General features: G+C 53.0%; 27 protein-coding genes and 2 tRNA genes. 22 read left to right on the top strand and 7 right to left on the bottom strand.

Features of this window, described 5'->3' with window-relative positions; all coding sequences use genetic code 11:
• Nucleotides 1–6: 6 nt before the first annotated feature.
• Nucleotides 7–993: an arabinose-5-phosphate isomerase KdsD gene (kdsD, locus tag ABVN36_RS06375; RefSeq protein WP_000018619.1), complete on the bottom strand. Its 987-nt coding sequence runs from the start codon at nucleotides 991–993 to the stop codon at nucleotides 7–9.
• 13 nt (nucleotides 994–1006) lie between these two features.
• Nucleotides 1007–1984 carry a calcium/sodium antiporter gene (locus ABVN36_RS06370; protein WP_000922736.1) on the bottom strand — a complete coding sequence of 326 codons (978 nt, stop codon included), beginning with the start codon at nucleotides 1982–1984 and terminating at the stop codon, nucleotides 1007–1009.
• Nucleotides 1985–2196: 212 nt separating this feature from the next.
• Here ABVN36_RS06370 and mlaF point away from each other — a divergent pair, with 212 nt between their 5' ends.
• From mlaF to murA, 7 genes are all read left to right on the top strand, one after another.
• Complete coding sequence (mlaF, locus tag ABVN36_RS06365) at nucleotides 2197–3009, top strand: phospholipid ABC transporter ATP-binding protein MlaF (RefSeq protein WP_000531566.1); 813 nt, start codon at nucleotides 2197–2199, stop codon at nucleotides 3007–3009.
• Nucleotides 3010–3016: 7 nt separating this feature from the next.
• On the top strand, nucleotides 3017–3799 hold the full coding sequence (gene mlaE / locus ABVN36_RS06360; protein ID WP_000925786.1) for a lipid asymmetry maintenance ABC transporter permease subunit MlaE: 783 nt from the start codon (nucleotides 3017–3019) through the stop codon (nucleotides 3797–3799).
• A gap of 4 nt (nucleotides 3800–3803) precedes the next feature.
• Nucleotides 3804–4355, top strand: a complete 552-nt coding sequence (gene mlaD, locus ABVN36_RS06355) for an outer membrane lipid asymmetry maintenance protein MlaD (protein WP_001193591.1) — start codon at nucleotides 3804–3806, stop codon at nucleotides 4353–4355.
• Between the two features lie 18 nt (nucleotides 4356–4373).
• Complete coding sequence (gene mlaC / locus ABVN36_RS06350) at nucleotides 4374–5009, top strand: phospholipid-binding protein MlaC (protein ID WP_000476475.1); 636 nt, start codon at nucleotides 4374–4376, stop codon at nucleotides 5007–5009.
• Entirely contained in the window at nucleotides 5009–5305 is a 297-nt protein-coding gene (mlaB, locus tag ABVN36_RS06345; RefSeq protein WP_000188843.1) for a lipid asymmetry maintenance protein MlaB, read from the top strand. The genes mlaC and mlaB overlap by 1 nt, the downstream gene beginning before the upstream one ends.
• A 187-nt stretch (nucleotides 5306–5492) precedes the next feature.
• Nucleotides 5493–5747 carry a BolA family iron metabolism protein IbaG gene (gene ibaG, locus ABVN36_RS06340; RefSeq protein ID WP_001518349.1) on the top strand — a complete coding sequence of 85 codons (255 nt, stop codon included), beginning with the start codon at nucleotides 5493–5495 and terminating at the stop codon, nucleotides 5745–5747.
• 53 nt (nucleotides 5748–5800) lie between these two features.
• Nucleotides 5801–7060 carry a UDP-N-acetylglucosamine 1-carboxyvinyltransferase gene (murA, locus tag ABVN36_RS06335; protein ID WP_000357288.1) on the top strand — a complete coding sequence of 420 codons (1260 nt, stop codon included), beginning with the start codon at nucleotides 5801–5803 and terminating at the stop codon, nucleotides 7058–7060.
• 58 nt (nucleotides 7061–7118) lie between these two features.
• Here murA and sfsB read toward each other — a convergent pair whose 3' ends face one another.
• Entirely contained in the window at nucleotides 7119–7406 is a 288-nt protein-coding gene (sfsB, locus tag ABVN36_RS06330; RefSeq protein ID WP_000444167.1) for a DNA-binding transcriptional regulator SfsB, read from the bottom strand.
• 231 nt (nucleotides 7407–7637) lie between these two features.
• A complete protein-coding gene (gene ispB / locus ABVN36_RS06325) occupies nucleotides 7638–8609 on the bottom strand; it encodes an octaprenyl diphosphate synthase (protein ID WP_001047354.1) in 972 nt (323 codons plus the stop codon).
• 257 nt (nucleotides 8610–8866) lie between these two features.
• On the opposite strand from ispB, the gene rplU reads away from it, so the two are divergent.
• The 4 genes from rplU to cgtA all read left to right on the top strand — a co-directional run bounded on the left by rplU (nucleotide 8867) and on the right by cgtA (nucleotide 11738).
• Nucleotides 8867–9178 carry a 50S ribosomal protein L21 gene (rplU, locus tag ABVN36_RS06320; protein ID WP_000271396.1) on the top strand — a complete coding sequence of 104 codons (312 nt, stop codon included), beginning with the start codon at nucleotides 8867–8869 and terminating at the stop codon, nucleotides 9176–9178.
• A gap of 19 nt (nucleotides 9179–9197) precedes the next feature.
• Nucleotides 9198–9455: a 50S ribosomal protein L27 gene (gene rpmA, locus ABVN36_RS06315; RefSeq protein ID WP_000940593.1), complete on the top strand. Its 258-nt coding sequence runs from the start codon at nucleotides 9198–9200 to the stop codon at nucleotides 9453–9455.
• 129 nt (nucleotides 9456–9584) lie between these two features.
• A complete protein-coding gene (locus ABVN36_RS06310; RefSeq protein ID WP_000813052.1) occupies nucleotides 9585–10550 on the top strand; it encodes a DMT family transporter in 966 nt (321 codons plus the stop codon).
• 15 nt (nucleotides 10551–10565) lie between these two features.
• Nucleotides 10566–11738: an Obg family GTPase CgtA gene (gene cgtA / locus ABVN36_RS06305; protein WP_000673556.1), complete on the top strand. Its 1173-nt coding sequence runs from the start codon at nucleotides 10566–10568 to the stop codon at nucleotides 11736–11738.
• Between the two features lie 130 nt (nucleotides 11739–11868).
• Here the strand turns inward: cgtA and dacB are convergent, their stop codons facing one another.
• Nucleotides 11869–13302, bottom strand: coding sequence for a serine-type D-Ala-D-Ala carboxypeptidase (gene dacB / locus ABVN36_RS06300; RefSeq protein ID WP_001212675.1), 1434 nt, complete (start codon nucleotides 13300–13302; stop codon nucleotides 11869–11871).
• 247 nt (nucleotides 13303–13549) lie between these two features.
• Here dacB and greA point away from each other — a divergent pair, with 247 nt between their 5' ends.
• Nucleotides 13550–14026, top strand: coding sequence for a transcription elongation factor GreA (gene greA, locus ABVN36_RS06295; RefSeq protein ID WP_001148008.1), 477 nt, complete (start codon nucleotides 13550–13552; stop codon nucleotides 14024–14026).
• A 155-nt stretch (nucleotides 14027–14181) separates the two neighbouring features.
• Here the strand turns inward: greA and yhbY are convergent, their stop codons facing one another.
• Nucleotides 14182–14475, bottom strand: a complete 294-nt coding sequence (yhbY, locus tag ABVN36_RS06290) for a ribosome assembly RNA-binding protein YhbY (RefSeq protein ID WP_001592995.1) — start codon at nucleotides 14473–14475, stop codon at nucleotides 14182–14184.
• A gap of 126 nt (nucleotides 14476–14601) precedes the next feature.
• On the opposite strand from yhbY, the gene rlmE reads away from it, so the two are divergent.
• The 7 genes from rlmE to ABVN36_RS06255 all read left to right on the top strand — a co-directional run bounded on the left by rlmE (nucleotide 14602) and on the right by ABVN36_RS06255 (nucleotide 21603).
• Nucleotides 14602–15228: a 23S rRNA (uridine(2552)-2'-O)-methyltransferase RlmE gene (gene rlmE, locus ABVN36_RS06285; protein WP_000145974.1), complete on the top strand. Its 627-nt coding sequence runs from the start codon at nucleotides 14602–14604 to the stop codon at nucleotides 15226–15228.
• Nucleotides 15229–15331: 103 nt separating this feature from the next.
• Complete coding sequence (ftsH, locus tag ABVN36_RS06280; protein WP_001107481.1) at nucleotides 15332–17266, top strand: ATP-dependent zinc metalloprotease FtsH; 1935 nt, start codon at nucleotides 15332–15334, stop codon at nucleotides 17264–17266.
• A gap of 103 nt (nucleotides 17267–17369) precedes the next feature.
• Nucleotides 17370–18218: a dihydropteroate synthase gene (folP, locus tag ABVN36_RS06275; RefSeq protein WP_023138268.1), complete on the top strand. Its 849-nt coding sequence runs from the start codon at nucleotides 17370–17372 to the stop codon at nucleotides 18216–18218.
• Complete coding sequence (gene glmM, locus ABVN36_RS06270; protein WP_000071169.1) at nucleotides 18211–19548, top strand: phosphoglucosamine mutase; 1338 nt, start codon at nucleotides 18211–18213, stop codon at nucleotides 19546–19548. The genes folP and glmM overlap by 8 nt, the downstream gene beginning before the upstream one ends.
• A gap of 222 nt (nucleotides 19549–19770) precedes the next feature.
• A complete protein-coding gene (gene secG, locus ABVN36_RS06265; protein ID WP_000272680.1) occupies nucleotides 19771–20103 on the top strand; it encodes a preprotein translocase subunit SecG in 333 nt (110 codons plus the stop codon).
• 13 nt (nucleotides 20104–20116) lie between these two features.
• Nucleotides 20117–20203: transfer RNA gene (locus tag ABVN36_RS06260), tRNA-Leu, on the top strand.
• Nucleotides 20204–20538: 335 nt separating this feature from the next.
• Nucleotides 20539–21603, top strand: a complete 1065-nt coding sequence (locus ABVN36_RS06255) for a YwqG family protein (protein ID WP_023138267.1) — start codon at nucleotides 20539–20541, stop codon at nucleotides 21601–21603.
• 85 nt (nucleotides 21604–21688) lie between these two features.
• Here ABVN36_RS06255 and argG read toward each other — a convergent pair whose 3' ends face one another.
• On the bottom strand, nucleotides 21689–23032 hold the full coding sequence (gene argG / locus ABVN36_RS06250; protein WP_000207654.1) for an argininosuccinate synthase: 1344 nt from the start codon (nucleotides 23030–23032) through the stop codon (nucleotides 21689–21691).
• A gap of 343 nt (nucleotides 23033–23375) precedes the next feature.
• On the opposite strand from argG, the gene ABVN36_RS06245 reads away from it, so the two are divergent.
• The 3 genes from ABVN36_RS06245 (at nucleotide 23376) to nusA (ending at nucleotide 25642) form a co-directional block, all read left to right on the top strand.
• Nucleotides 23376–23452, top strand: a tRNA-Met gene (locus ABVN36_RS06245).
• Between the two features lie 207 nt (nucleotides 23453–23659).
• Entirely contained in the window at nucleotides 23660–24112 is a 453-nt protein-coding gene (gene rimP / locus ABVN36_RS06240; RefSeq protein WP_000105461.1) for a ribosome maturation factor RimP, read from the top strand.
• A gap of 27 nt (nucleotides 24113–24139) precedes the next feature.
• Nucleotides 24140–25642 carry a transcription termination factor NusA gene (nusA, locus tag ABVN36_RS06235; RefSeq protein ID WP_001031038.1) on the top strand — a complete coding sequence of 501 codons (1503 nt, stop codon included), beginning with the start codon at nucleotides 24140–24142 and terminating at the stop codon, nucleotides 25640–25642.
• The last annotated feature ends 19 nt before the right edge of the window (nucleotides 25643–25661 follow it).

Here is a 25661-nt window from a genome sequence, read left to right as displayed (position 1 = left end):
GAGTTTCTACACGACGCCTGCACGCAGGAGATCATGCATATGTAACACACCGAGTAACTGGTCGCCATCAGCAACCAGTACGGAGGTGATATGGCGGGACTGCATTAAATTCAGCGCATCGACAGCGAGAATACCGGGACGCACGCGAATGCCCCCTGGCGTCATCACCTCGGCGATCCCCAACTGGCGCATATCGCCGCCCATATCGAACACGCGACGTAAATCGCCGTCGGTGAAGATACCGTCGATCTTCATGGATTCATCGCAAATGACGGTCATACCGAGATTTTTACGCGTAATTTCTAACAGCGCATCACGCAGGGTGGCATGTTTATTAACATGCGGGATTTCATCGCCAGTATGCATAATATCGCTTACGCGCAGCAGTAGCTTACGTCCCAGCGCGCCGCCAGGATGCGATAGAGCGAAATCCTCGGCGGTAAAGCCGCGCGCTTTTAACAACGCCACGGCGAGAGCGTCGCCCATCACCAGCGTTGCGGTGGTACTAGTGGTAGGCGCCAGGCCTAACGGACACGCTTCTTTGGGCACTTTAACACACAGATGCACATCTGCCGCACGCGCCATGCTGCTTTCCGGTCGCCCGGTAATGCAAATTAACGGTACGTGCAGCCGTTTAAGCACCGGTATTAGCGCCGCGATCTCGCTGGATTCGCCGGAGTTGGAGATAGCGATAACCACATCCTGCGGCGTAACCATCCCCAAATCGCCGTGCGCGGCTTCGCCTGGATGTACAAAAAAGGAAGAGGTGCCGGTACTGGCGAACGTGGCGGCCATTTTCCGTCCGATATGACCGGATTTTCCCATCCCCATGACCACCACTTTTCCGGTGCAGTTGAACATTTTTTCACAGGCCAGCGTGAAATGCTGGTTGATATATTGATCAAGCTCCGCCAGGCCTTCACGTTCAATTTCCAGGACCTCTTTGCCTGCCTGCTGAAAGTCAAACCCCGGTTGCAACGCTAAATGCGACATAATCCGTTTCCAGTTATCCAACAAGAAGTGGCGATAGCCAATAGAGCATCGCCAGCCATACGATAAACCCGCCGGTCAGCAGTATACCTGCGCCCCGACCAATCTGACGCGGATGCCGCCAGCAAAGTAAAGCGAAAACCACGCTAACCAGCAACATCACGCTATAATCACGCCCAAACGCCAGCGGGTTGATCTCCCCCGGCGCGATCAGCGCAGGCAGTCCCAGCACGATGGCGAGATTAAAAATATTGGCGCCAATGAGATTACCAACGGCAATATCATTTTCGCCTTTTCGCACGCCGGCAATCGCCGTCGCCAGTTCTGGCAGACTGGTGCCGACGGCGATGACTGTCAGACCGAGCGTTAATTCACTCATGGCGAAATAGTTCGCCAGCACCGTAGCGTTATCGATTACCATGCGCGTCGCCATCGGCATGATGACCAGCGCAATGCCCAGCCATAAGAACGCGACGGGGAGCCCGCCTTCGCGCGGCAGCTCCGCCAGTTGTTCGCGGGTGAGGCTGTCATTCCCCTGGCGTTCGGCCAGACGCGCGATTTTAACAATGAATAACAGCCATAGCACAGCCAGAAGCAGGAGAAAGATACCATCACTGCGGCTTAACTGTCCGTCATGCAGTACGGAACCGGCTACCACGCTAACAAATAACATTAATGGCAATTCGCGACGTAGAACATCGGAATGCACGGTAAATGGACGAACCAGCGCCGCCAGCCCTAAGATCAGCAAAATATTGGTGATGTTAGAACCGAGCGCCGCGCCGACGGCCAAATCGAGCTGACCGTGTAGCGATGCGGCGGCCGACACAATAATTTCCGGCAGCGAGGTGCCGATACTCACGACCGTCATCCCGATGATCAGCGGGGGAATACCGAATGTACGGCATAAAATAGAGGCCGCAAACACCAGACGATCGGCGCCGTAGGCCACCAGAAGCAAACCAATTATGAGTAGCGCCATCGCTAAAAGCATCTAAAGTCCTTTCTTCAGGTATACTCGCCGGTCCCCTGGAAGGGATATCTGGAAGCCGTAACGAAGTCCTAATTTTGACTTTATGCGGCTAAAAAGTAAAACGAATGCCAGCTTTCGCTAACCCTGTCAGTTAATATTCTGTAATTATGTCGAACCCATGGTTAAATTCAGCGCCATGGTTACCTCAACAAGGCAATACGAAGGATGAATCAATGGGTCAGTCTGCGGCCAATTTAGTCGATATGCGCGACGTCAGCTTTTCCCGTGGCGAACGCTGCATTTTCGATAATATTTCCCTGACGGTGCCGCGCGGGAAGATCACGGCGATCATGGGGCCGTCGGGCATCGGTAAAACCACGCTGTTGCGCCTGATTGGCGGACAGATCCCGCCGGATAAGGGCGAGATCTTATTTGATGGCGAGAATGTGCCGGCCATGTCCCGTTCGCGGCTCTACACCGTCCGTAAACGTATGAGTATGCTGTTTCAGTCGGGAGCGCTGTTTACCGACATGAACGTGTTTGACAATGTGGCCTATCCGCTACGGGAGCACACCAATTTACCCGCGCCGCTGCTAAAAAGCGTCGTGATGATGAAACTGGAAGCTGTCGGGCTGCGCGGCGCGGCAAAACTGATGCCTTCCGAGCTCTCCGGTGGGATGGCGCGCCGCGCCGCGTTGGCGCGCGCCATCGCTCTGGAACCGGATCTCATCATGTTCGATGAGCCGTTTGTCGGCCAGGACCCGATTACCATGGGCGTTCTGGTGAAGCTGATTTCAGAATTGAACAGCGCGCTGGGCGTGACCTGCGTGGTGGTCTCGCATGATGTGCCAGAGGTGCTCAGTATTGCGGATCACGCCTGGATCATGGCGGACAAAAAAATCGTCGCTCACGGTAGCGCTCAGGCGTTGCAGGAGAATACGGACCCGCGCGTGCGTCAGTTCCTTGACGGTATTGCCGACGGGCCGGTTCCGTTCCGCTATCCGGCGGGCGACTATCACCTTGATTTACTCGAAACAGGGAGTTAAGCCACTCATGCTGTTAAATGCGCTGGCAGCACTCGGACACAGCGGGATCAAAACCGTCAGGACGTTCGGGCGCGCCGGGTTAATGTTATTCAATGCGATTATCGGTAAGCCGGAGTTTCGCAAACATGCGCCGCTGCTGGTGCGCCAGCTTTATAATGTGGGCGTCTTGTCGATGCTTATCATTATTGTCTCCGGCGTATTCATCGGTATGGTGCTGGGGCTGCAAGGCTATCTGGTTCTGACCACTTACAGCGCGGAGACCAGTCTTGGCATGTTAGTGGCGCTTTCGCTGCTGCGCGAGCTGGGGCCGGTGGTCGCGGCGTTGCTGTTTGCCGGGCGGGCCGGGTCGGCGTTGACGGCGGAAATCGGCCTGATGCGGGCGACGGAGCAGCTCTCCAGTATGGAGATGATGGCGGTCGATCCATTGCGCCGGGTGATTTCGCCGCGCTTTTGGGCGGGCGTGATTTCGTTGCCGCTACTGACCATTATCTTTGTGGCGGTCGGTATCTGGGGCGGCTCGCTGGTCGGCGTAAGCTGGAAAGGAATCGACGCCGGGTTCTTCTGGTCCGCGATGCAGAATGCCGTCGACTGGCGTATGGACCTGGTGAACTGTCTGATAAAGAGCGTGGTGTTCGCCATTACGGTAACATGGATTGCGTTATTCAACGGTTATGACGCAATACCGACTTCTGCCGGGATTAGCCGGGCAACGACGCGTACCGTGGTTCACGCATCGTTGGCCGTTCTGGGGCTGGATTTTGTGCTGACCGCACTGATGTTTGGGAATTGAGTTCATGCAAACGAAAAAAAATGAAATTTGGGTAGGCGTTTTTTTGCTGGTAGCGTTGCTGGCGGCGCTGTTTGTTTGCCTGAAGGCGGCAAATGTGACCTCTATGCGCACGGAGCCGACCTATAAGGTTTATGCGACCTTCGATAACATCGGCGGTCTGAAAGTGCGTTCCCCGGTACGCATCGGCGGGGTGGTTGTCGGGCGGGTTGAAGATATCTCGCTTGATCCGAAAACATACCTGCCGCGCGTAACGCTCGACATCGAAGAGCGTTATAACCATATTCCCGATACCAGCTCGTTGAGTATTCGTACTTCCGGGCTGCTGGGGGAGCAATATCTGGCATTAAACGTCGGTTTTGAAGATCCTGAGCTGGGAACGTCTATCCTCAAAGATGGGAGTACGATTCAGGACACCAAGTCTGCAATGGTGCTGGAAGATATGATTGGCCAGTTCCTTTATAACAGCAAAGGCGACGACAATAAGAATTCTGGCGATGCGCCAGCCGCAACGGAAGGTCATACTGAAGCCACAACGCCCGCGGGCGAAACGAAATAATCTCAGGAGAATTGAGGCATGTTTAAACGACTGATGATGGTGGCCCTGCTGGTCATTGCGCCATTAAGCGCAGCAACGGCAGCGGATCAGAGCAATCCTTATAAACTGATGAACGAGGCGGCGCAGAAAACTTTTGATCGCCTGAAAAACGAACAGCCGAAAATTCGTGCCAATCCGGATTACCTGCGAGACGTTGTTGATCAGGAACTTCTGCCGTACGTGCAGGTAAAATATGCCGGCGCGCTGGTGTTGGGCCGCTACTACAAAGAGGCGACCCCGGCGCAGCGTGAAGCCTATTTTGCCGCGTTTCGCGAATACCTGAAACAGGCATACGGTCAGGCGCTGGCGATGTACCACGGTCAGACTTACCAGATAGCGCCTGAGCAACCGCTGGGCGATGCGACCATTGTGCCTATCCGTGTAACGATTATCGATCCCAACGGTCGTCCGCCGGTACGCCTGGATTTCCAGTGGCGCAAAAACACCCAGACCGGCAACTGGCAGGCGTATGACATGATTGCGGAAGGCGTCAGCATGATCACCACCAAGCAAAATGAGTGGAGCGACCTGCTGCGTACTAAAGGCATCGACGGCCTGACCGCACAACTGAAATCTATCTCTCAACAGAAAATTACTTTGGACGAGAAACAGTAATGACGCCGCAACTCACCTGGACGCGTGAGGCGGACACTCTGGTGCTGGCGGGAGAGCTGGATCAGGACGTGTTGGCGCCGCTATGGGACGCGCGCGTAGAAGCGATGAATGGCGTTACCCGTATCGACCTGAGCCAGATCTCCAGGGTAGATACGGGGGGACTGGCGCTGCTGGCGCACCTTGTGAACCAGGCAAAAAAGCAGGGCAATGCCGTGTCGCTGTCTGGCGTTAACGACAAGGTTTACGCGCTGGCGCAATTATATAACTTGCCCGAAGACGTACTTCCCCGTATGTAATGAATGCCGGATGGTTTATCCGGCCTACACTTCGCATGATCCCCGTAGGCCGGATAAGTTGCGTTAGCAGCACCATCCGGCACTTTTACCGCGCTGATTTATCAGCGTAATCTTTTGCTTATTTAAGACGGCGCGACTTTGCTCTAAGATGTTGGGCTGTTTTCACTATTTGACGAATAAAGAACCCATGGAAAATCATGAAATTCAGAGTGTGCTGATGAATGCCCTCTCCCTCCAGGAAGTCCACGTCTCCGGCGATGGCAGTCACTTTCAGGTTATTGCCGTGGGCGAGATGTTTGACGGCATGAGCCGGGTCAAGAAACAGCAAACGGTCTATGGGCCGCTAATGGAGTACATTGCGGACAACCGTATCCATGCCGTATCGATCAAAGCATATACCCCGGCGGAATGGGCGCGCGATCGTAAACTTAACGGATTTTAAGCTACGGGTAACCTGCCGGTAGCGGAGATGAATGCTTAACTGAGAATACAATAATGGATAAATTTCGTGTACAGGGGCCAACGACGCTCCAGGGCGAAGTCACAATTTCCGGCGCCAAAAACGCCGCGCTGCCGATCCTGTTCGCCGCTCTGCTGGCAGAAGAACCGGTAGAGATCCAAAACGTTCCAAAACTGAAAGACGTGGATACGTCGATGAAGCTCCTGAGCCAATTAGGCGCGAAAGTGGAACGCAATGGATCGGTACACATTGACGCCAGCCAGGTGAACGTGTTCTGCGCGCCTTATGATCTGGTTAAGACCATGCGCGCCTCGATATGGGCGCTGGGGCCGCTGGTTGCCCGTTTTGGTCAGGGACAAGTCTCTCTGCCGGGGGGCTGTACTATCGGCGCGCGTCCGGTTGATTTGCATATTACCGGTCTGGAACAACTGGGTGCGACCATCAAGCTGGAAGAGGGCTACGTAAAGGCCTCCGTCGAAGGACGTCTTAAAGGGGCGCATATCGTGATGGATAAGGTCAGCGTCGGCGCGACCGTCACCATTATGTGCGCCGCCACGCTGGCGGAAGGGACGACCATCATTGAAAACGCCGCGCGCGAGCCGGAAATTGTCGACACCGCTAACTTCCTGGTTACGCTGGGGGCGAAGATCGCCGGGCAGGGCACCGATCGTATTACGATCGAGGGCGTAGAGCGTCTGGGCGGCGGCGTTTATCGTGTGCTGCCGGATCGTATCGAAACGGGGACTTTCCTGGTGGCGGCAGCGATCTCTCGCGGCAAAATCCTCTGCCGTAACGCGCAACCGGACACTCTGGACGCGGTACTGGCGAAACTGCGCGATGCTGGCGCGGATATCGAAGTGGGCGAGGACTGGATTAGTCTGGACATGCACGGCAAACGACCGAAGGCGGTCAATGTCCGTACCGCGCCGCATCCGGCATTTCCGACCGATATGCAGGCGCAGTTCACGTTGCTGAACCTGGTGGCAGAAGGGACGGGCTTTATCACTGAAACCGTCTTTGAAAACCGTTTTATGCACGTGCCTGAACTCAGCCGCATGGGCGCGCGTGCGGAAATTGAAAGCAATACCGTCATATGCCATGGCGTAGAAACGCTCTCTGGCGCCCAGGTCATGGCGACAGATCTGCGGGCATCTGCGAGCCTGGTGCTGGCGGGCTGTATTGCGGAAGGCACGACGATTGTGGATCGCATTTATCACATCGATCGCGGTTATGAGCGCATCGAAGACAAACTGCGCGCGCTAGGCGCGAATATTGAACGCGTGAAAGGCGAATAACCTCCTGTACGCTTAATAACCCCCGCGAACGCGATTGCGGGGGTTATTTTTCAGGCGCTTACTCTACATTCTGTTTGTCTTTATTACGCGCTCTCATAAGCCGCGTTCTGTCGATAAACTCATGCGTGCGCGGATCGTGATAACGCGATGGCCAAATAACCCAGGGTTCCGTTCCTAATGCTTTCGCGATAATCAACTCTCCTTTCGGCCACGGGCGCGTTAATGCATTGGCCAGCGTGGATGAACTCAATCCATTCCGGCGTGACTCAGCGGCCATTGAAGTCCCTTTTTTACGTAGTCCGGCAATGATATCGGCCGGATGCCAGTCAATAAGCTTGCTTTCCATACATCCATCACTCCTTAGGTTAATCACTTACGGTTTTAACAACCCGACGACGTTCGATACTATAACGCTTCGTGAAGGAATGTTCTAAAAAGTTCATGTAAGTGGCGGCAATATTCAGAATATGCCAGGGAAAGTCCTGAATGAGTATGTGAAAGACAGGCGATAGGGTATCTGGAGTTTATTAGAACTTAATGGGATATCCCGCGCAGTACGCGGGATAAGAGAACGGCATTAACGATCGCGCTGCACCGCGATGTGTGCGAGACCGATTAGCGCCTCACGCCATGGAGTATCCGGCAATATCTGCAACGCGGATATCGCTTTGTCGGCTTCTTCTTCCGCTCGCTGACGCGTCCATTCCAGCGAGCCGCAGGTGGTCATCGCTTCCAGAACCGGTTCCAGAAGATGACGGCCATTACCTTGTTCAATAGCGGTACGGATCATCGCTGACTGTTCTGGCGTACCGTGGCGCATGGCGTGAAGCAACGGTAAGGTGGGTTTGCCCTCATTGAGGTCATCACCCACATTTTTACCGAGATGCTCGCCGTCGGCGCTGTAATCCAGCAGATCGTCAATGAGCTGGAAAGCCGTACCAAGGTAGCGGCCATAGTCCTGCAACCCTTTCTCTTGCTCAGGCGTACAACCGGCAAGAATACCGGAGCACTGGGCGGCGGCTTCGAACAGACGGGCCGTTTTACTGTAAATCACCCGCATGTAATTTTCTTCGGTAATGTCCGGGTCATTCACGTTCATCAATTGCAGCACTTCGCCTTCTGCAATCACGTTGACCGCTTCCGACATCACTTCCAGCACTTTTAACGAGCCGAGGCTGGTCATCATCTGGAAGGCGCGGGTATAGATAAAGTCGCCGACCAACACGCTGGCGGCATTACCGAAAGCGGCATTTGCCGTCGCTTTGCCGCGACGCATATCAGATTCATCCACCACATCATCATGTAGCAGCGTCGCCGTGTGGATAAACTCGATCAGAGCGGCGATAGTCACGTGCGCGTTACCCTGATAACCCACCGCACGCGCGGCAAGAACGGCAATCATCGGACGAATGCGTTTTCCGCCGCCGCTAATAATGTAATATCCTAGCTGATTAATCAGTTGAACGTCGGAATTAAGCTGTTCAAGGATTGTCGCATTGACACCCGCCATATCTTGCGCGGTTAACTCGTTGATTTTTTCTAAATTCATCGCAAAAGCCGGGCTTATCGCCCCGATTATCCCATGTCTGAATGAGGTAACGTAGGGTTTATGGTTAGAAATATACCCTGATTGTACTGAAAAAACGCCGCAGATAAACGTTACCGTATGCGTTGTGTTTTTTTTCTTCATGTATTGATGGTAGCACTTGTCAAAGCCGTGCAATTTGCGTAATATTCGCGCCCTATTGTGAATATTTATAGCGCGCTCTGAATCATTGAAAGGTGTGCGCGGAAGCGGAGTTTTTTATGTACGCGGTTTTCCAAAGTGGTGGTAAACAACACCGAGTAAGCGAAGGTCAGACCGTTCGCCTGGAAAAGCTGGACATCGCAACTGGCGAAACTATCGAGTTCGCTGAAGTTCTGATGATCGCAAACGGTGAAGAAGTCAAAATCGGCGTTCCTTTCGTTGATGGCGGCGTAATCAAAGCTGAAGTTGTTGCCCACGGTCGTGGCGAGAAAGTTAAAATCGTTAAGTTTCGTCGCCGTAAACACTACCGTAAGCAGCAGGGCCATCGTCAGTGGTTCACTGATGTGAAAATTACCGGCATCAGCGCTTAAGATTAGGGGAGCAGATTAAATGGCACATAAAAAGGCTGGCGGCTCGACTCGTAACGGTCGCGATTCTGAAGCTAAACGTCTGGGCGTAAAACGCTTTGGCGGTGAAGCAGTTCTGGCAGGCAGCATCATCGTTCGTCAACGTGGTACTAAATTCCACGCTGGCACCAACGTTGGTTGCGGTCGTGACCACACTCTGTTTGCTAAAGCAGACGGTAAAGTGAAATTCGAAGTTAAAGGCCCGAAAAACCGTAAATACATCAGCATCGTTGCTGAGTAAGTTTTTTGTGGTCCGGTAACGGATGAAAGCCCCGCACCTGTTGCGGGGCTTTTTACATTCGATGGCCGACTAAAATATACCCGTGTGGCTGTGCGAATGCCGTTAACGGGTCTTTGCAGGGAACACGGCATGAAGCAGCAGGCAGGCATTGGCATTCTTTTAGCGCTCACTACCGCGATGTGCTGGGGAGCGTTGCCAATAGCAATGAAGCAAGTGCTGGAGGTGATGGAGCCTTCAACCATTGTCTTCTACCGCTTCTTAATGGCCAGTATTGGCCTCGGGGCGATACTGGCAGTAAAAAGAAAGCTGCCGCCGCTGCGTATTTTTCGTAAGCCGCGCTGGTTGGTGTTATTGGCGATAGCGACCTGCGGACTGTTCGGTAATTTCATTTTGTTCAGTTCTTCCCTGCAATATTTAAGCCCAACCGCGTCGCAGGTTATCGGCCAGCTCTCGCCGGTTGGCATGATGGTCGCCAGCGTCTTTATTCTGAAAGAAAAGATGCGCGGTACGCAGGTGATTGGCGCGCTGATGTTATTGAGCGGGCTGGTGATGTTTTTTAACACCAGTCTGATCGAGATTTTTACCCGACTGACCGACTACACCTGGGGCGTTATTTTTGGCGTAGGCGCGGCGATGGTGTGGGTGAGCTATGGCGTGGCGCAAAAAGTATTATTGCGACGTCTGGCCTCGCAGCAGATCCTGTTTTTACTGTACACTTTATGTACGATAGCGCTCTTGCCGCTGGCAAAACCGATGGTGATAGCGCAACTGAGCGATTGGCAGCTCGCCTGTTTGATTTTCTGCGGGCTAAATACGCTGGTAGGATATGGCGCCCTGGCGGAAGCGATGGCGCGTTGGCAGGCGGCGCAGGTGAGCGCGATAATCACGCTTACACCGCTATTTACCCTGCTGTTTTCAGATCTTTTATCTATGGCCTGGCCCGATTTCTTCGCCAGACCGATGTTAAACCTTTTAGGTTATCTCGGTGCGTTTGTCGTGGTTGCGGGCGCGATGTATTCCGCCATTGGTCATCGTATTTGGGGCGGTTTACGCAAGCATGAAACGGTGGTTTCGCAACCCCGCTCAGGCGAATGATTTACGGAGAATAAAATGAAGTTTGTTGATGAAGCATCGATTCTGGTCGTTGCAGGCGATGGCGGTAATGGCTGTGTGAGCTTCCGCCGCGAAAAATATATCCCGAAAGGCGGCCCGGACGGCGGTGATGGCGGCGACGGCGGCGACGTCTGGATGGAAGCCGATGAAAACCTGAATACGCTGATCGATTACCGCTTTGAAAAATCGTTCCGCGCTGAACGTGGTCAGAATGGCGCGAGCCGCGACTGTACCGGTAAACGCGGTAAAGACGTGACCATCAAAGTGCCGGTCGGTACGCGCGTTATCGACCAGGGAACCGGTGAAACGATGGGCGACATGACCAAACACGGTCAGCGTCTGTTGGTCGCGAAGGGCGGCTGGCATGGGCTAGGCAATACCCGTTTTAAATCCTCGGTTAACCGTACGCCGCGCCAGAAAACCAATGGTACGCCGGGCGATAAGCGCGACCTGCTGCTGGAACTGATGCTGCTGGCGGATGTCGGGATGCTGGGGATGCCAAACGCCGGTAAATCAACGTTCATTCGCGCGGTATCGGCAGCAAAACCGAAAGTCGCGGACTATCCGTTTACCACGCTGGTGCCGAGCCTGGGCGTGGTACGTATGGACAGCGAAAAGAGTTTTGTGGTGGCCGACATTCCGGGGTTGATCGAAGGCGCGGCGGAAGGCGCGGGCCTGGGGATTCGCTTCCTGAAGCACCTCGAACGTTGCCGCGTACTGCTGCACCTCATTGATATCGATCCGATCGACGGTTCCGATCCGGTGGAAAACGCCCGTATCATTATTGGCGAACTGGAAAAATACAGCCAGGATCTGGCGGCTAAACCGCGCTGGTTAGTGTTCAACAAGATCGATCTGATGGATAAAACCGAAGCGGAAGAGAAAGCGAAAGCGATCGCCGAAGCGTTGGGCTGGGAAGGGAAATACTATCTGATTTCCGCTGCCAGTCAGCTAGGGGTGAAAGATCTCTGCTGGGATGTGATGACCTTTATCATCGAGAATCCGATCGCGCAGGCTGAAGAAGCAAAACAGCCGGAAAAAGTCGAGTTCATGTGGGACGATTATCATCGCCAGCAGTTGGCTGAAGTGGAAGAAGACGCAGACGATGACTGGGATGACGACTGGGATGAAGACGACGAAGAAGGCGTCGAGTTCATCTACAAACGTTAATCTCGTAGCCGGATGGCGCTTACGCTTATCCGGCCTATAAAAGCCAACGGGCCGCATTTGCGGCCCGTTTTATTATGTTCGTTGTAGGCCGGATAAGACGCGTTAGCGCCGCCATCCGGCAATAATGCACTCAGTTATTCTGATAAATATCCTTGTACAATCGACTCTCGAAGCGTACCAGCGGAATACGTCGATTACGCTGATCGGCAGGTGGAACCGCGTAGCCGGACAAATACTGTACAAATGCCATCCGTTGCCCGCTTGCGGTGGTAATAAAGCCCGCCAGATTATACACGCCCTGCAGTGACCCGGTTTTCGCTGAAACCTTACCGTCTACGCCCGCCTGATGCAGCCCGGCGCGGTATTGTAATGAACCATCATAGCCCGCCAGCGGCAGCATAGAGATAAAGTTCAGCTCGTTATCGTGTTGGGCGATATATTGCAGCACCTGCATCATCGTGGCGGGAGCGATCAGATTATGGCGAGAAAGACCGGAACCGTCGGCAATAATGGTATTGCCGATATCAATTCCCGCCTGTTGGCGCAGGATCTGGCGAACGGCATCCGATCCCGCCCGCCAGGTGCCAGGCACGTTAAACCTGACATGACCAATCATCCGAAAAACAGTATCAGCAATCATGTTGTCTGACTTTTTCAGCATAATCTTAAGCAGATCGTGCAGTGGCGCCGACTGTTTACTGGCGACGATCGTTCCGGGCTCGTTAACCTGCGTCTGGCGCAGCAGCGTGCCGCGGTAAGTTATCCCGGCCTCTTTCAGTTCCTGCTTGAGGATCGCGCCCGCGTAGCTGGCGCCGTCCTGAATAGCAAAGGCCAGCGGCAGCGGGTCGGCGCGCTGTGGTAAACAGCCGGTAAGCGTATAACGGTTCAAATCGCCAGGCACAACATCCAGCTCGCAATACTGCGCGTCTGCCGAACCGCGCGGCAGAGTCCGTACCTGGCTGAACATCGTTACCGGATAATAAGAGGCCACGCGAATAAAGGCTAAATCGTTTGGTTTTTGCGCGCTATAAAGCGACACAGAAAAACAGTTGCGGTCAACAATGGCGGCGGCGGGAGGCGCGCTGAAACACTGCGTCAGGTCGTTCCACGGCCAGCCTGGCGCTTTATCGTGGCTGGCGAAAATCGACGTATCGATAAGCACATTACCGTCGATTTGCGTGACGCCGGACTTTTTCAGCGTCGCGACCATATTGCGAATATCCTGACGTCTTAGCGTTGGATCGCCACCGAAGCGCGCAATTAAGTCACCTTTCAGGATGCCGTTATCGACGTTGCCTTTAGTCTCCAGCGTGGTCGTAAAACGGAAATCCGGGCCGAGTTGAATCAGCGCCGCCAGCGCGGTAATCACCTTTTGGGTACTGGCGGGAAGCGCCATCTGCTGACTATGATAATCAATAGCCGGCGCGGGCGCGCCAATCTTTTGCACCATCAGCGCGAGGTTGGCGCCGGCCGGAAGCTGTTTGATGTATTCGTCAATATTCGCGGCCTGAACGCTGAACGCTATACTGGTGGTCAATCCGATGATAAATCTGGAAAATCGCATAATCTCGCGCTAACACCCTGGAAACAAGCCGTCATACTACGGCGCAACGCCCTAAAAAGTAAACGATGACCCATAGGGAACTCCAGGGTAAAATGGTTATCAAAGAGGAAATTGTAGCTGACCTGGGACTGCGCGCCCGGGTTGGTGTTTTTTTGCTTCTGACCCTGGTATGGCATATGCCGGGGCTGGCTTAGCAGCCGGGGTAGAGTTCATTGCCCCCTACAGGAATGTTCAAGAGGTATAACAAATGCAAGCTATTCCGATGACCTTACGCGGAGCCGAAAAACTGCGCGAAGAGCTGGATTTTCTGAAATCTGTGCGCCGTCCTGAAATCATCGCCGCTATCGCCGAAGCGCGCGAACATGGCGATTTAAAAGAAAACGCGGAGTATCATGCTGCACGCGAACAGCAGGGTTTCTGCGAAGGGCGCATTAAAGATATCGAAGCAAAACTGTCGAATGCGCAGGTGATTGATGTCACCAAAATGCCAAACAATGGCCGCGTGATTTTCGGCGCTACCGTCACGGTGCTGAACCTGGACACCGACGAAGAGCAGACCTACCGCATTGTTGGCGATGATGAGGCGGATTTTAAGCAAAATCTCATTTCGGTAAACTCGCCAATCGCTCGCGGTCTGATCGGCAAAGAGCAGGATGACGTCGTGGTGATCAAAACGCCTGGCGGCGATGTGGAATACGAAGTGCTTAAAGTGGAATACCTTTAAGCAGTACTCAATACGCAAATTGTTGGTGTATTGTAAAGAAAGGAAAAAGGCCGCATAGCGGCCTTTTATCAACGGAGAGAGCGTGGCATTTTGCTCTCCTGCTCGTGGAAAACCCCTCGTTTTACACAGATTTTGTGTTCGACTTTAGGATATCCTTAACGCGGCAGCGAGATTTTACGCTCTTTAGTTGGGCGATACAGCACCAGCGTTTTACCGATGACCTGTACGTTACAGGCGCCGGTTTCGCGCACGATAGCGTCCACGATCAAGGTTTTTGTTTCGCGATCTTCCGAGGCGATTTTCACCTTGATAAGTTCATGGTGCTCTAACGCTTGTTCAATCTCGGCCAGTACCCCTTCGGTCAAACCATTATTGCCAAGCATAACAACAGGCTTGAGCGGATGTGCCAGACCTTTTAGGTGCTGTTTTTGTTTAGTACTCAGATTCATCGTATATTTTTGCTTACGTTGGGATTGAAAACGGGTCATTCTACCGCCATCTCCCTTATATCGCCAAATAGGCGTGTAGAAATTTACGCCATTGGCTACGATGAACTGCCCCGACGGGAAAGTTAAATGACAGGTAAAAAGCGTTCTGCCAGCTCAAGCCGCTGGCTTCAGGAACACTTTAGCGATAAATATGTTCAACAGGCGCAGAAAAAGGGGCTACGCTCCCGTGCCTGGTTTAAACTTGATGAAATACAGCAAAGTGACAAACTTTTTAAGCCGGGAATGACGGTAGTCGATCTCGGCGCTGCGCCAGGAGGCTGGTCACAGTATGTGGTCACGCAGATTGGCGGCAAAGGCCGCATCATCGCTTGTGATCTTTTACCTATGGATCCTATCGTTGGTGTGGACTTTCTTCAGGGCGATTTTCGTGATGAACTTGTCATGAAAGCGTTACTGGAACGCGTGGGTGACAGTAAAGTACAAGTTGTCATGTCGGATATGGCACCAAACATGAGCGGAACACCGGCGGTGGATATCCCCCGCGCCATGTATCTGGTGGAGCTGGCGTTAGAGATGTGCCGCGATGTGCTGGCGCCAGGCGGAAGTTTTGTAGTGAAGGTGTTCCAGGGCGAAGGTTTCGATGAGTATCTAAGGGAAATTCGCTCCCTGTTTACGAAGGTTAAAGTTCGTAAGCCGGACTCTTCGCGTGCGCGTTCGCGTGAAGTGTACATTGTAGCGACCGGGCGAAAGTGATAACCGGCAGATTTCAGACGTAAGGTTTGAAAGAAACTGGATATAGAGTATCCTGACGCTGTTTTTAACACAGTTGTAATAAGAGGTTAATCCCTTGAGTGACATGGCGAAAAACCTAATACTCTGGCTGGTCATTGCCGTTGTGCTGATGTCAGTATTCCAGAGCTTTGGGCCCAGCGAGTCTAATGGCCGTAAGGTGGATTACTCTACCTTCCTGCAAGAGGTCAATCAGGACCAGGTTCGCGAAGCGCGTATCAACGGACGTGAGATCAACGTTACCAAGAAAGATAGTAACCGTTACACGACTTACATTCCGATTAATGATCCGAAGCTGCTTGATAACCTGCTGACTAAAAACGTCAAGGTTGTTGGCGAACCACCTGAAGAGCCAAGCCTGCTGGCTTCTATCTTCATTTCCTGGTTCCCGATGCTGTTGCTGATCGGCGTCTGGATCTTCTTCATGCGTCAGATGCAGGGCGGCGGTGGCAAAGGCGCCATGTCGTTCGGTAAGAGCAAGGCGCGTATGCTGACGGAAGATCAGATCAAAACCACGTTTGCTGACGTCGCGGGTTGTGACGAAGCGAAAGAAGAAGTGGCGGAACTGGTTGAATACCTGCGTGAACCGAGCCGTTTCCAGAAGCTGGGCGGTAAAATTCCGAAAGGCGTCCTGATGGTCGGCCCGCCGGGTACCGGTAAAACCCTGCTGGCAAAAGCCATTGCGGGTGAAGCGAAGGTGCCGTTCTTTACGATTTCCGGTTCTGACTTTGTGGAAATGTTCGTCGGTGTCGGCGCGTCTCGTGTGCGTGACATGTTCGAACAGGCCAAGAAAGCGGCGCCGTGCATTATCTTCATCGATGAAATCGACGCCGTAGGTCGCCAGCGTGGCGCTGGTCTGGGCGGCGGTCACGATGAACGTGAGCAGACGTTGAACCAGATGCTGGTTGAGATGGACGGCTTCGAAGGTAACGAAGGTATCATCGTTATCGCCGCAACTAACCGTCCGGACGTTCTGGACCCGGCGCTGCTGCGTCCAGGCCGTTTTGACCGTCAGGTGGTGGTAGGCCTGCCGGATGTGCGCGGTCGTGAGCAGATTTTGAAGGTGCATATGCGTCGCGTACCGTTAGCGACGGATATTGATGCGGCGATCATTGCGCGCGGTACGCCGGGCTTCTCCGGTGCTGACCTCGCGAACCTGGTCAACGAAGCGGCGCTGTTTGCCGCACGCGGCAACAAACGCGTTGTGTCGATGGTTGAGTTCGAGAAAGCGAAAGACAAAATCATGATGGGCGCCGAACGTCGCTCCATGGTGATGACGGAAGCGCAGAAAGAGTCGACCGCGTATCACGAAGCGGGCCACGCGATTATCGGTCGCCTGGTGCCGGAACACGATCCGGTGCACAAAGTGACGATTATCCCGCGCGGTCGTGCGCTGGGCGTGACCTTCTTCCTGCCTGAAGGCGACGCGATCAGCGCCAGCCGTCAGAAGCTGGAAAGCCAAATCAGCACGCTGTACGGTGGCCGTCTGGCGGAAGAGATTATCTACGGCGTTGAGCATGTTTCTACCGGCGCGTCGAACGACATTAAAGTCGCGACTAACCTGGCGCGTAACATGGTCACCCAGTGGGGCTTCTCGGAGAAACTCGGTCCGTTGCTGTACGCGGAAGAAGAGGGCGAAGTGTTCCTCGGCCGTAGCGTCGCAAAAGCGAAACATATGTCTGATGAAACTGCGCGTATCATCGACCAGGAAGTGAAAGCGCTGATTGAACGTAACTACAATCGCGCTCGTCAGATCCTGACTGACAATATGGATATTCTGCACGCGATGAAAGATGCGCTGATGAAATATGAAACCATCGATGCGCCGCAGATTGATGACCTGATGGCGCGTCGTGAAGTGCGTCCGCCTGCGGGCTGGGAAGATCCAAACGGCACCAATAACTCTGACAGCAATGGTACGCCTCAGGCGCCGCGTCCGGTTGATGAACCACGCACGCCGAACCCGGGCAACACGATGTCAGAGCAGCTGGGCGACAAATAAACGTTTGTTGTACAACATTATGTTTAGCGCTCACCGAAACCCTGGGGCTTGCCCCGGGGTTTTTCTTTTTTAACTCACCATAAATAAAACAGGGATTTTGATCATGAAACTCTTCGCTCAGGGCGCCACGCTCGATCTCACTCATCCGCATGTTATGGGTATCCTGAACGTAACGCCGGATTCGTTCTCAGACGGCGGTGCGCATAACACGCTGATTGAGGCGGTGAAACATGCGAATTTAATGGTGAATGCCGGGGCGACAATTATTGATGTGGGGGGGGAATCAACGCGACCAGGCGCGGCAGAAGTGAGCGTGGAAGAAGAGCTGGATCGCGTTATTCCGGTACTGGAAGCAATCGCGCAACGTTTTGAAGTGTGGATTTCTGTGGATACCTCTAAACCCGAGGTGATCCGTGAAGCGGCAAGGGCGGGCGCGCATATTATCAATGATGTCCGTTCGCTCTCCGAGCCCGGCGCGTTGGAAGCGGCAGCGGAAACCGGCTTGCCGGTCAGTCTTATGCACATGCAGGGCAACCCCAAAACCATGCAGGAGGCGCCGAAATATGACGATGTCTTTGCCGAGGTGAATCGCTACTTTATTGAGCAAATAGCACGTTGTGAGAAGGCCGGCATCGCAAAAGAGAAATTGTTGCTCGACCCCGGATTCGGTTTCGGTAAAAATCTCTTTCACAATTATACCTTACTGGCGCGACTGGGTGAGTTTCATCATTTTAACCTGCCGCTGCTGGTGGGCATGTCACGTAAAACGATGGTTGGTCAGTTACTTAACGTGGGACCATCAGACCGTCTGAACGGCAGCCTTGCGTGCGCGGTAATTGCCGCGATGCAGGGCGCGCAGATCATTCGCGTCCATGACGTCAAAGAAACCGTAGAGGCGATGCGGGTGGTAGAAGCCACTCTGTCTGCAAAGGGAAACAAACGCTATGAGTAATCGTAAATATTTCGGTACCGATGGGATTCGCGGACGTGTAGGCAATGCCCCCATTACACCTGATTTCGTGCTTAAACTGGGTTGGGCTGCCGGAAAAGTGCTGGCGCGTCATGGCTCACGTAAAATCATTATCGGTAAAGATACGCGTATTTCCGGCTATATGCTGGAGTCCGCGCTGGAGGCGGGCCTTGCCGCTGCGGGACTGTCGGCCTCGTTTACCGGACCTATGCCAACGCCAGCCGTCGCCTATCTGACGCGGACTTTCCGCGCGGAGGCGGGTATCGTTATCTCGGCTTCGCATAACCCGTTCTATGATAACGGCATTAAATTCTTCTCTATCGACGGTACGAAACTGCCTGACGATGTGGAAGAAGCCATCGAAGCCGAAATGGAAAAAGAGATCACCTGCGTAGACTCCGCCGAGCTGGGGAAAGCGAGCCGCATCGTCGACGCCGCCGGACGCTATATTGAGTTCTGTAAAGGCACCTTCCCGAACGAACTGAGCCTCAACGGTCTGAAAGTGGTTGTGGATTGCGCCAACGGCGCTACCTACCATATCGCACCGAATGTGCTGCGCGAGCTGGGCGCGACCGTTATCGCCATCGGCTGTGAGCCAAACGGCGTCAACATTAACGAAGAAGTGGGCGCGACCGACGTGCGCGCGTTGCAGGCGCGCGTGTTGGCGGAGAAGGCGGACCTCGGCATCGCGCTTGACGGCGACGGCGACCGGGTCATCATGGTTGACCATGAAGGCAATAAAGTCGATGGCGATCAGATCATGTATATCATCGCGCGCGAAGGGCTGCGCCAGGGGCAACTGCGCGGCGGCGCGGTGGGGACGCTGATGAGCAATATGGGGCTGGAGTTGGCGCTCAAGCAGCTTGGCATTCCGTTTGCCCGGGCGAAAGTGGGCGACCGCTACGTGCTGGAAAAATTGCAGGAAAAAGGCTGGCGCATCGGCGCGGAAAACTCTGGTCACGTTATTCTGTTGGATAAAACGACCACTGGCGACGGTATTGTAGCGGGGCTACAAGTTTTGGCGGCGATGGTGCGTAATCATATGAGTCTGCACGATCTGTGCAGCGGTATGAAAATGTTCCCGCAGATTCTGGTTAACGTGCGTTACACCGCCGGTAGCGGCGATCCGCTGGAAAATGAAGCGGTGAAAGCGGTAACGGCGGACGTAGAAGCCACGCTCGGCAATCGTGGGCGGGTACTGCTACGTAAATCCGGTACCGAACCGTTGATTCGCGTGATGGTGGAAGGCGAGGATGAAGCGCAGGTTACGGCATTCGCCCATCGTATCGCGGATGCGGTAAAAGCCGTTTAAGCGTTTAAGTGACTAAAAAGGCGGCGGTTGCCGCCTTACTGCCCGCAAAAAACAACGCTTTTGCTGTTTTTTTCCGCAGTTGATACAATGCGCTTAAATTGCCCTTGCGAAGGTCATTCGCTTTGGTTAGTATTCACACCCGCTTCAGTGGGAAACAGTAAAAATCCCGCTTTATTGGTAGAAGCATTGGTACGCGGCAACTCCGCAAGGAACAGGTTGATTATGTACGAAGCTCTTTTAGTTGTTTTCCTTATTGTGGCAATTGGCCTTGTAGGTCTGATCATGCTGCAGCAAGGTAAAGGCGCTGATATGGGAGCCTCCTTCGGAGCAGGCGCTTCCGCTACGCTATTTGGTTCAAGTGGTTCTGGTAACTTCATGACCCGAATGACGGCGGTATTGGCGACGCTGTTCTTCATCATCAGTCTGGTGTTGGGTAATATCAATAGCAACAAAACCAATAAAGGAAGCGAGTGGGAAAATCTGAGCGCGCCGGCGAAGACCGAGCAGACTCAACCTGCTGCACCGGCCCAGCCGACCAGCGATATCCCGCGCTAATAGCAGTATCCGTGCCGAGGTGGTGGAATTGGTAGACACGCTACCTTGAGGTGGTAGTGCCCAATAGGGCTTACGGGTTCAAGTCCCGTCCTCGGTACCAATATTCCAGAAAAGAGACGCTGAAAAGCGTCTTTTTTTTCGTCTGTTGAAACTGCTCTCAGAGAGGAGGTTGAAGCAAGTTTACACGCGTCCCTGGCATGGCCCCGTCAATACGTTGAGATAGCCCTCCATACATACTCATGTATGTCCTCTCTGGTGATCTCCCTGCGTCAGGTTCACTCCACCGATTACGAGATCATCTTCGTTCATTGAAGACGGTAGTTGTTCAGTTATAATCTGAAATGCTTGTATCTGTTATCCCCCTCCATATCTTTTTCTCAAGTAGTTTTATCTAATCTTCCTTTGCACTGAGCCGAATATCTAAGGAAGAGATTAATGAGTTTATTTTTCGATCGTGCTGGATTGATTGCCGAATTGCGCACATCCAATTTGAGCTCTGCTATTCAGGAGAAAGTCGTGCAACAGGCACGTGCTGCTATTGCATTTAAACGTTGTCTGCGGGATATGGAAACAGTAAAGGTGGGGGTATCGCGGTTGGGCGGTCTACCCGACTGGCCATTAGGACAAAACTGGCCTATACGAAAAAAATCGGTTAATGCCACATCTCGCGTGCTAAAGCTGAAAGCTGAAAAAACGCGAAATGCCATGTTTGTTCATGAAATGAAAATGAGTTATGAGCTGCTCAATGAAGGGCGTAAGCTGCTTGGGCAGCCAGCGGAAGATTTTGATGAGGAGAAGTATCGGTCAGTGCAGCAACGGTTATTAACCGAAACTGACATCCGCATAGAGAATCAGTTGGTTGATTTTCCGCTTGCTTTCGTTGCCCAACTAAATTTGAGTGACCTGGCGTTACTCCCGGGGTTTGATCCACTGCTTCCCAGGCGGGGGTTATTGAGCTTCTTTGTCGATGTTACCTGGGAAGATCGGCAGCCCTTTGTTTTCTGGCACGATGTTGAGGTAGATACATTAAGCACGCTAGCTGTGCCAGATGACTTGCTGGCTTTTTACAATAAGATTGAATTTCGTGAACCATGGCAATTGTGTACACAGGTTGAGTGCCTGGAACCTCTTTCCGTTATCAGTGTTCCGTCAGTCTGCGAGGGGCTAAGCGTTACGCAGCAGAAAGCGTATGAATCATGGTATGACGCGTTAAGTGATTACGAACAAGATAACCCGTATCGAGTTAATGCCTGCTATTCCGGCGATCTTCTGGGAGGGTGGACAATTCCTCTCCAACGTAGTGTGGAAGATGAACTGAATCAAAATGATACAAGGTGGCGACAGCTTTTTAGCTGGGATGAAGAAATTCATTCTACAACAGCATTACTGGCTGTCGCTGGGCCGGATTTTGGCGGGGGCATTGACTATATAATGATGACTGAAAAAGACATGGCTGCACAATGCTTTGACAGGGTGCGAAATGTTGTCCAGTTAGATTAACCGGCAAATCAGCCATTTGCATCAACCTGGGGTGATGTTCATAAAAAAGGCCGCTTTCGCGGCCTGTTGCATCAACGATGCGGGCTTATTTGCCTTTGTTTTCCAGATTCTCAACCTGCGGCAGACCGGTCGCGGAAGAGGCGGTTAACAGACCCGCTTTCGCGTAGCCGAACAGTTTCTCGCGGGTATCGGTAATGTCCAGATTACGCATGGTCAACTGGCCAATACGATCGTCCGGTGAGAATACGGACTCGCCTTTCTCCATGGTCAGACGCTCAGCCTTATAGGTCAGATTGTCGGACACGGTGTTCAGGATGGAGTAGTCGTTGCCGCGACGCAGTTCCAGCGTCACTTCACCGGTAATCTGGCTGGCGACCCAACGTTGCAGGCCGTCACGCAGCATCAGCGCCTGAGAGTCGAACCAGCGGCCCTGATACAGCAGTTTACCCAGTTGACGACCATGTGAATGATACTGTTCAATGGTGTCTTCGTTGTGAATACCGGTCAACAGACGCTCGTAAGCGATGTGCAGCAGTGCCATTCCGGGGGCTTCATAAATACCGCGGCTTTTTGCTTCAATGATGCGGTTTTCAATTTGGTCGCTCATACCCAAGCCGTGACGGCCGCCGATGCGGTTCGCTTCCAGCATCATCTCAACATCATCGCTGAAGGTTTTACCGTTCAGGGCAACAGGGTGACCCTGCTCGAAGCGGACGGTCACAACTTCTGCCGGGATCTTCACGCTCTCGTCCCAGAACTTCACGCCCATAATCGGGTTGACGATCTTGACGCTGGAGTTAAGAAACTCCAGATCTTTCGCTTCATGCGTGGCGCCGAGCATGTTGGAGTCGGTGGAGTAGGCTTTTTCGACTGACATCTTATAGTCGAAACCGCAGGCAATCATAAATTCAGACATCTCATGACGGCCGCCCAGCTCATCGATAAAGTCGGTATCCAGCCACGGTTTGTAAATCTGCAGCTCGGCGTTGGTCAGCAAGCCGTAACGATAGAAACGTTCAATATCGTTGCCTTTATAGGTGCTGCCGTCGCCCCAGATATTCACGCCGTCTTCTTTCATCGCGGCGACCAGCATCGTGCCGGTCACGGCACGGCCCAGCGGCGTGGTATTGAAATAGGTCAGTCCGCCAGTCGTATTATGGAAAGCGCCGCACTGAATCGCTGCGATCCCTTCTGCAACCAACTGCTTGCGGCAATCAATCAGGCGAGCATTCTCTGCGCCATACTCCATTGCGCGACGAGGAATGGCGTCATAGTCATCCTCATCCGGTTGTCCCAGATTCGCAGTATAGGCATATGGGACAGCTCCTTTTTGTCGCATCCACAGCAGTGCGGCGCTGGTGTCCAGACCGCCGGAAAAAGCGATACCAATACGTTGACCTGCTGGAAGATGCTTAAGAATCGTCGTCATAGAATAGAACCCTGCTTGATTGACTGATAATGAGATCGGTTTCTGCTTTAGTGCATTTTTATGCAAAATAAATGAGTTTTCATTTAATCATCTTTTAGCAGATACAGGAAGCGTTTAGTGAAGGTTTACTGAAATAACGTTGTGAAATGCGTGCATAAGCCGGAGAGATGGGATGAGTATAACGAAGAGTGATATTCATTCATCTGCATATTGGGAATAGGGTTGACATAACTCATGCCTGGTCACTATACTGTGCGCAGATTTTACGTCCCGTCCTCGGTACCAAATCCCAGCAGTATTTGCAAATTTTGCCCAAAACGAGTAGAATTTGCCACGTTTCAGGCGCGGGGTGGAGCAGCCTGGTAGCTCGTCGGGCTCATAACCCGAAGGTCGTCGGTTCAAATCCGGCCCCCGCAACCACTTTCCCTTAGAGTTCTTTTTCAAATATACTGTGAAGATTATGTCCTTCGTAGCTGGATTTGAAAAAAATTCTTTCGGAAGGTACACCAGACCGCCGTTGCGGTTATAGGGTTCAGTTATCTAAAGCCCCGATTTATCGGGGTTTTTTGTTATCTGACTACAGAATAACTGGGCTTTAGGCCCTTTTTTTATGTCTTGGGGGTGGGCTTGTCCACATTAGAGCAAAAATTAACAGAGATGATTACAGCGCCAGTTGAAGCCTTAGGCTACGAGCTGGTCGGCATCGAATTTATTCGCGGTCGCACATCCACACTGCGCATCTATATTGATAGTGAAGATGGCATCAATGTTGATGATTGTGCTGATGTGAGCCACCAGGTAAGCGCGGTGCTGGACGTTGAAGATCCTATCTCCGTGGCTTACAACCTTGAAGTCTCGTCACCGGGTCTCGACCGTCCTATGTTCACTGCCGATCATTATGCGCGTTTCCAGGGTGAAGAAGTCGCGCTGGTTCTTCGCATGGCGGTACAGAACCGTCGCAAGTGGCAGGGCATTATCAAAGCGGTGGACGGTGAAATGATTACCGTCACAGTCGAAGGCAAAGATGAAGTGTTCGCGCTGAGTAATATCCAGAAGGCGAACCTGGTTCCCCACTTTTAACAGTCTGGATGAGGTGAAAAGCCCGCGATGAACAAAGAAATTTTGGCTGTTGTTGAAGCCGTCTCCAACGAAAAAGCGCTGCCACGCGAAAAAATTTTTGAAGCGCTGGAAAGTGCGCTGGCGACAGCAACAAAGAAAAAATATGAGCAGGAGATCGATGTTCGTGTAGAAATCGATCGTAAAAGCGGTGATTTTGATACTTTCCGCCGTTGGTTGATCGTTGAAGAAGTGACCATGCCGACGAAGGAAATTACGCTGGAAGCGGCGCGTTTTGAAGACGAAAGCCTGAATGTCGGCGACTATGTTGAAGATCAGATTGAATCTGTCACCTTTGACCGTATCACCACGCAGACTGCGAAACAGGTTATCGTACAGAAGGTCCGTGAAGCTGAACGCGCGATGGTTGTCGATCAGTTCCGCGACCAGGAAGGCGAAATCGTCACTGGCGTGGTGAAGAAAGTGAACCGCGACAATATCTCTCTGGAAATTAAATCCGAAGGGATGGCCGGTAACGCTGAAGCGGTGATTCTGCGTGAAGATATGCTGCCGCGCGAAAACTTCCGCCCTGGCGACCGTATTCGCGGCGTGCTGTATGCTGTTCGCCCGGAAGCGCGTGGCGCGCAGCTGTTCGTCACCCGTTCCAAGCCGGAAATGCTGATCGAACTGTTCCGCATCGAAGTGCCGGAAATCGGCGAAGAAGTGATTGAAATTAAAGCGGCGGCTCGCGATCCGGGCTCTCGTGCGAAAATCGCAGTGAAAACCAACGATAAACGTATCGATCCGGTCGGCGCTTGCGTGGGGATGCGCGGCGCGCGCGTTCAGGCGGTCTCTACCGAACTGGGCGGTGAGCGTATCGATATCGTGCTGTGGGATGATAACCCGGCGCAGTTCGTCATTAATGCGATGGCGCCGGCAGACGTCGCGTCTATCGTGGTGGACGAAGATAAACATACCATGGATATCGCCGTTGAAGCCGGTAATCTGGCGCAGGCGATCGGACGTAATGGTCAGAACGTCCGCCTGGCTTCGCAATTGAGCGGCTGGGAACTCAACGTAATGACCGTTGATGACTTGCAGGCTAAACATCAGGCTGAAGCACATGCCGCTATCGAGATCTTTACTAAATATCTTGATATTGATGAAGAGTTCGCGACCGTTCTGGTAGAAGAAGGTTTCTCCACGCTCGAAGAACTGGCCTATGTGCCAATGAAAGAACTGCTGGAAATTGACGGCCTTGATGAGCCGACCGTTGAAGCACTGCGCGAGCGTGCTAAAAACGCACTGGCCACTCTGGCGCAGGACCAGGAAGCAAGCCTCGGTGATAACAAACCGGCTGACGATCTGCTGAATCTGGAAGGATTAGATCGCGATATGGCTTTCAAACTGGCGGCTCGTGGTGTTTGTACGCTGGAAGATCTCGCCGACCAGGGCATTGATGATCTGGCTGATATCGAAGGGTTGACCGACGAAAAAGCCGGTGAGCTGATTATGGCTGCCCGTAATATTTGCTGGTTCGGCGACGAAGCGTAATAAACTGTAGCAGGAAGGA

This window comes from Salmonella sp. SJTUF15581 (assembly GCF_043356775.1).
In the GTDB taxonomy this organism is placed as follows: Bacteria; Pseudomonadota; Gammaproteobacteria; order Enterobacterales; family Enterobacteriaceae; genus Salmonella; species Salmonella enterica.
This window is presented reverse-complemented; position numbering and strand designations above follow the sequence as displayed.

Coding starts and splice junctions, on each gene's coding strand:
- glmM (WP_000071169.1), top strand. CDS start 18,211: ATGAGTAATCGTAAATATTTCGGTACCGATGGGATTCGCGGACGTGTA.
- mlaC (WP_000476475.1), top strand. CDS start 4,374: ATGTTTAAACGACTGATGATGGTGGCCCTGCTGGTCATTGCGCCATTA.
- mlaF (WP_000531566.1), top strand. CDS start 2,197: ATGGGTCAGTCTGCGGCCAATTTAGTCGATATGCGCGACGTCAGCTTT.
- kdsD (WP_000018619.1), bottom strand. CDS start 993: ATGTCGCATTTAGCGTTGCAACCGGGGTTTGACTTTCAGCAGGCAGGC.
- folP (WP_023138268.1), top strand. CDS start 17,370: ATGAAACTCTTCGCTCAGGGCGCCACGCTCGATCTCACTCATCCGCAT.
- cgtA (WP_000673556.1), top strand. CDS start 10,566: ATGAAGTTTGTTGATGAAGCATCGATTCTGGTCGTTGCAGGCGATGGC.
- ABVN36_RS06310 (WP_000813052.1), top strand. CDS start 9,585: ATGAAGCAGCAGGCAGGCATTGGCATTCTTTTAGCGCTCACTACCGCG.
- ABVN36_RS06255 (WP_023138267.1), top strand. CDS start 20,539: ATGAGTTTATTTTTCGATCGTGCTGGATTGATTGCCGAATTGCGCACA.
- rpmA (WP_000940593.1), top strand. CDS start 9,198: ATGGCACATAAAAAGGCTGGCGGCTCGACTCGTAACGGTCGCGATTCT.
- ispB (WP_001047354.1), bottom strand. CDS start 8,609: ATGAATTTAGAAAAAATCAACGAGTTAACCGCGCAAGATATGGCGGGT.
- mlaD (WP_001193591.1), top strand. CDS start 3,804: ATGCAAACGAAAAAAAATGAAATTTGGGTAGGCGTTTTTTTGCTGGTA.
- yhbY (WP_001592995.1), bottom strand. CDS start 14,475: ATGAATCTGAGTACTAAACAAAAACAGCACCTAAAAGGTCTGGCACAT.
- sfsB (WP_000444167.1), bottom strand. CDS start 7,406: ATGGAAAGCAAGCTTATTGACTGGCATCCGGCCGATATCATTGCCGGA.
- secG (WP_000272680.1), top strand. CDS start 19,771: ATGTACGAAGCTCTTTTAGTTGTTTTCCTTATTGTGGCAATTGGCCTT.
- argG (WP_000207654.1), bottom strand. CDS start 23,032: ATGACGACGATTCTTAAGCATCTTCCAGCAGGTCAACGTATTGGTATC.
- greA (WP_001148008.1), top strand. CDS start 13,550: ATGCAAGCTATTCCGATGACCTTACGCGGAGCCGAAAAACTGCGCGAA.
- dacB (WP_001212675.1), bottom strand. CDS start 13,302: ATGCGATTTTCCAGATTTATCATCGGATTGACCACCAGTATAGCGTTC.
- murA (WP_000357288.1), top strand. CDS start 5,801: ATGGATAAATTTCGTGTACAGGGGCCAACGACGCTCCAGGGCGAAGTC.
- ABVN36_RS06370 (WP_000922736.1), bottom strand. CDS start 1,984: ATGCTTTTAGCGATGGCGCTACTCATAATTGGTTTGCTTCTGGTGGCC.
- ibaG (WP_001518349.1), top strand. CDS start 5,493: ATGGAAAATCATGAAATTCAGAGTGTGCTGATGAATGCCCTCTCCCTC.
- nusA (WP_001031038.1), top strand. CDS start 24,140: ATGAACAAAGAAATTTTGGCTGTTGTTGAAGCCGTCTCCAACGAAAAA.
- mlaB (WP_000188843.1), top strand. CDS start 5,009: ATGACGCCGCAACTCACCTGGACGCGTGAGGCGGACACTCTGGTGCTG.
- ftsH (WP_001107481.1), top strand. CDS start 15,332: ATGGCGAAAAACCTAATACTCTGGCTGGTCATTGCCGTTGTGCTGATG.
- rplU (WP_000271396.1), top strand. CDS start 8,867: ATGTACGCGGTTTTCCAAAGTGGTGGTAAACAACACCGAGTAAGCGAA.
- mlaE (WP_000925786.1), top strand. CDS start 3,017: ATGCTGTTAAATGCGCTGGCAGCACTCGGACACAGCGGGATCAAAACC.
- rlmE (WP_000145974.1), top strand. CDS start 14,602: ATGACAGGTAAAAAGCGTTCTGCCAGCTCAAGCCGCTGGCTTCAGGAA.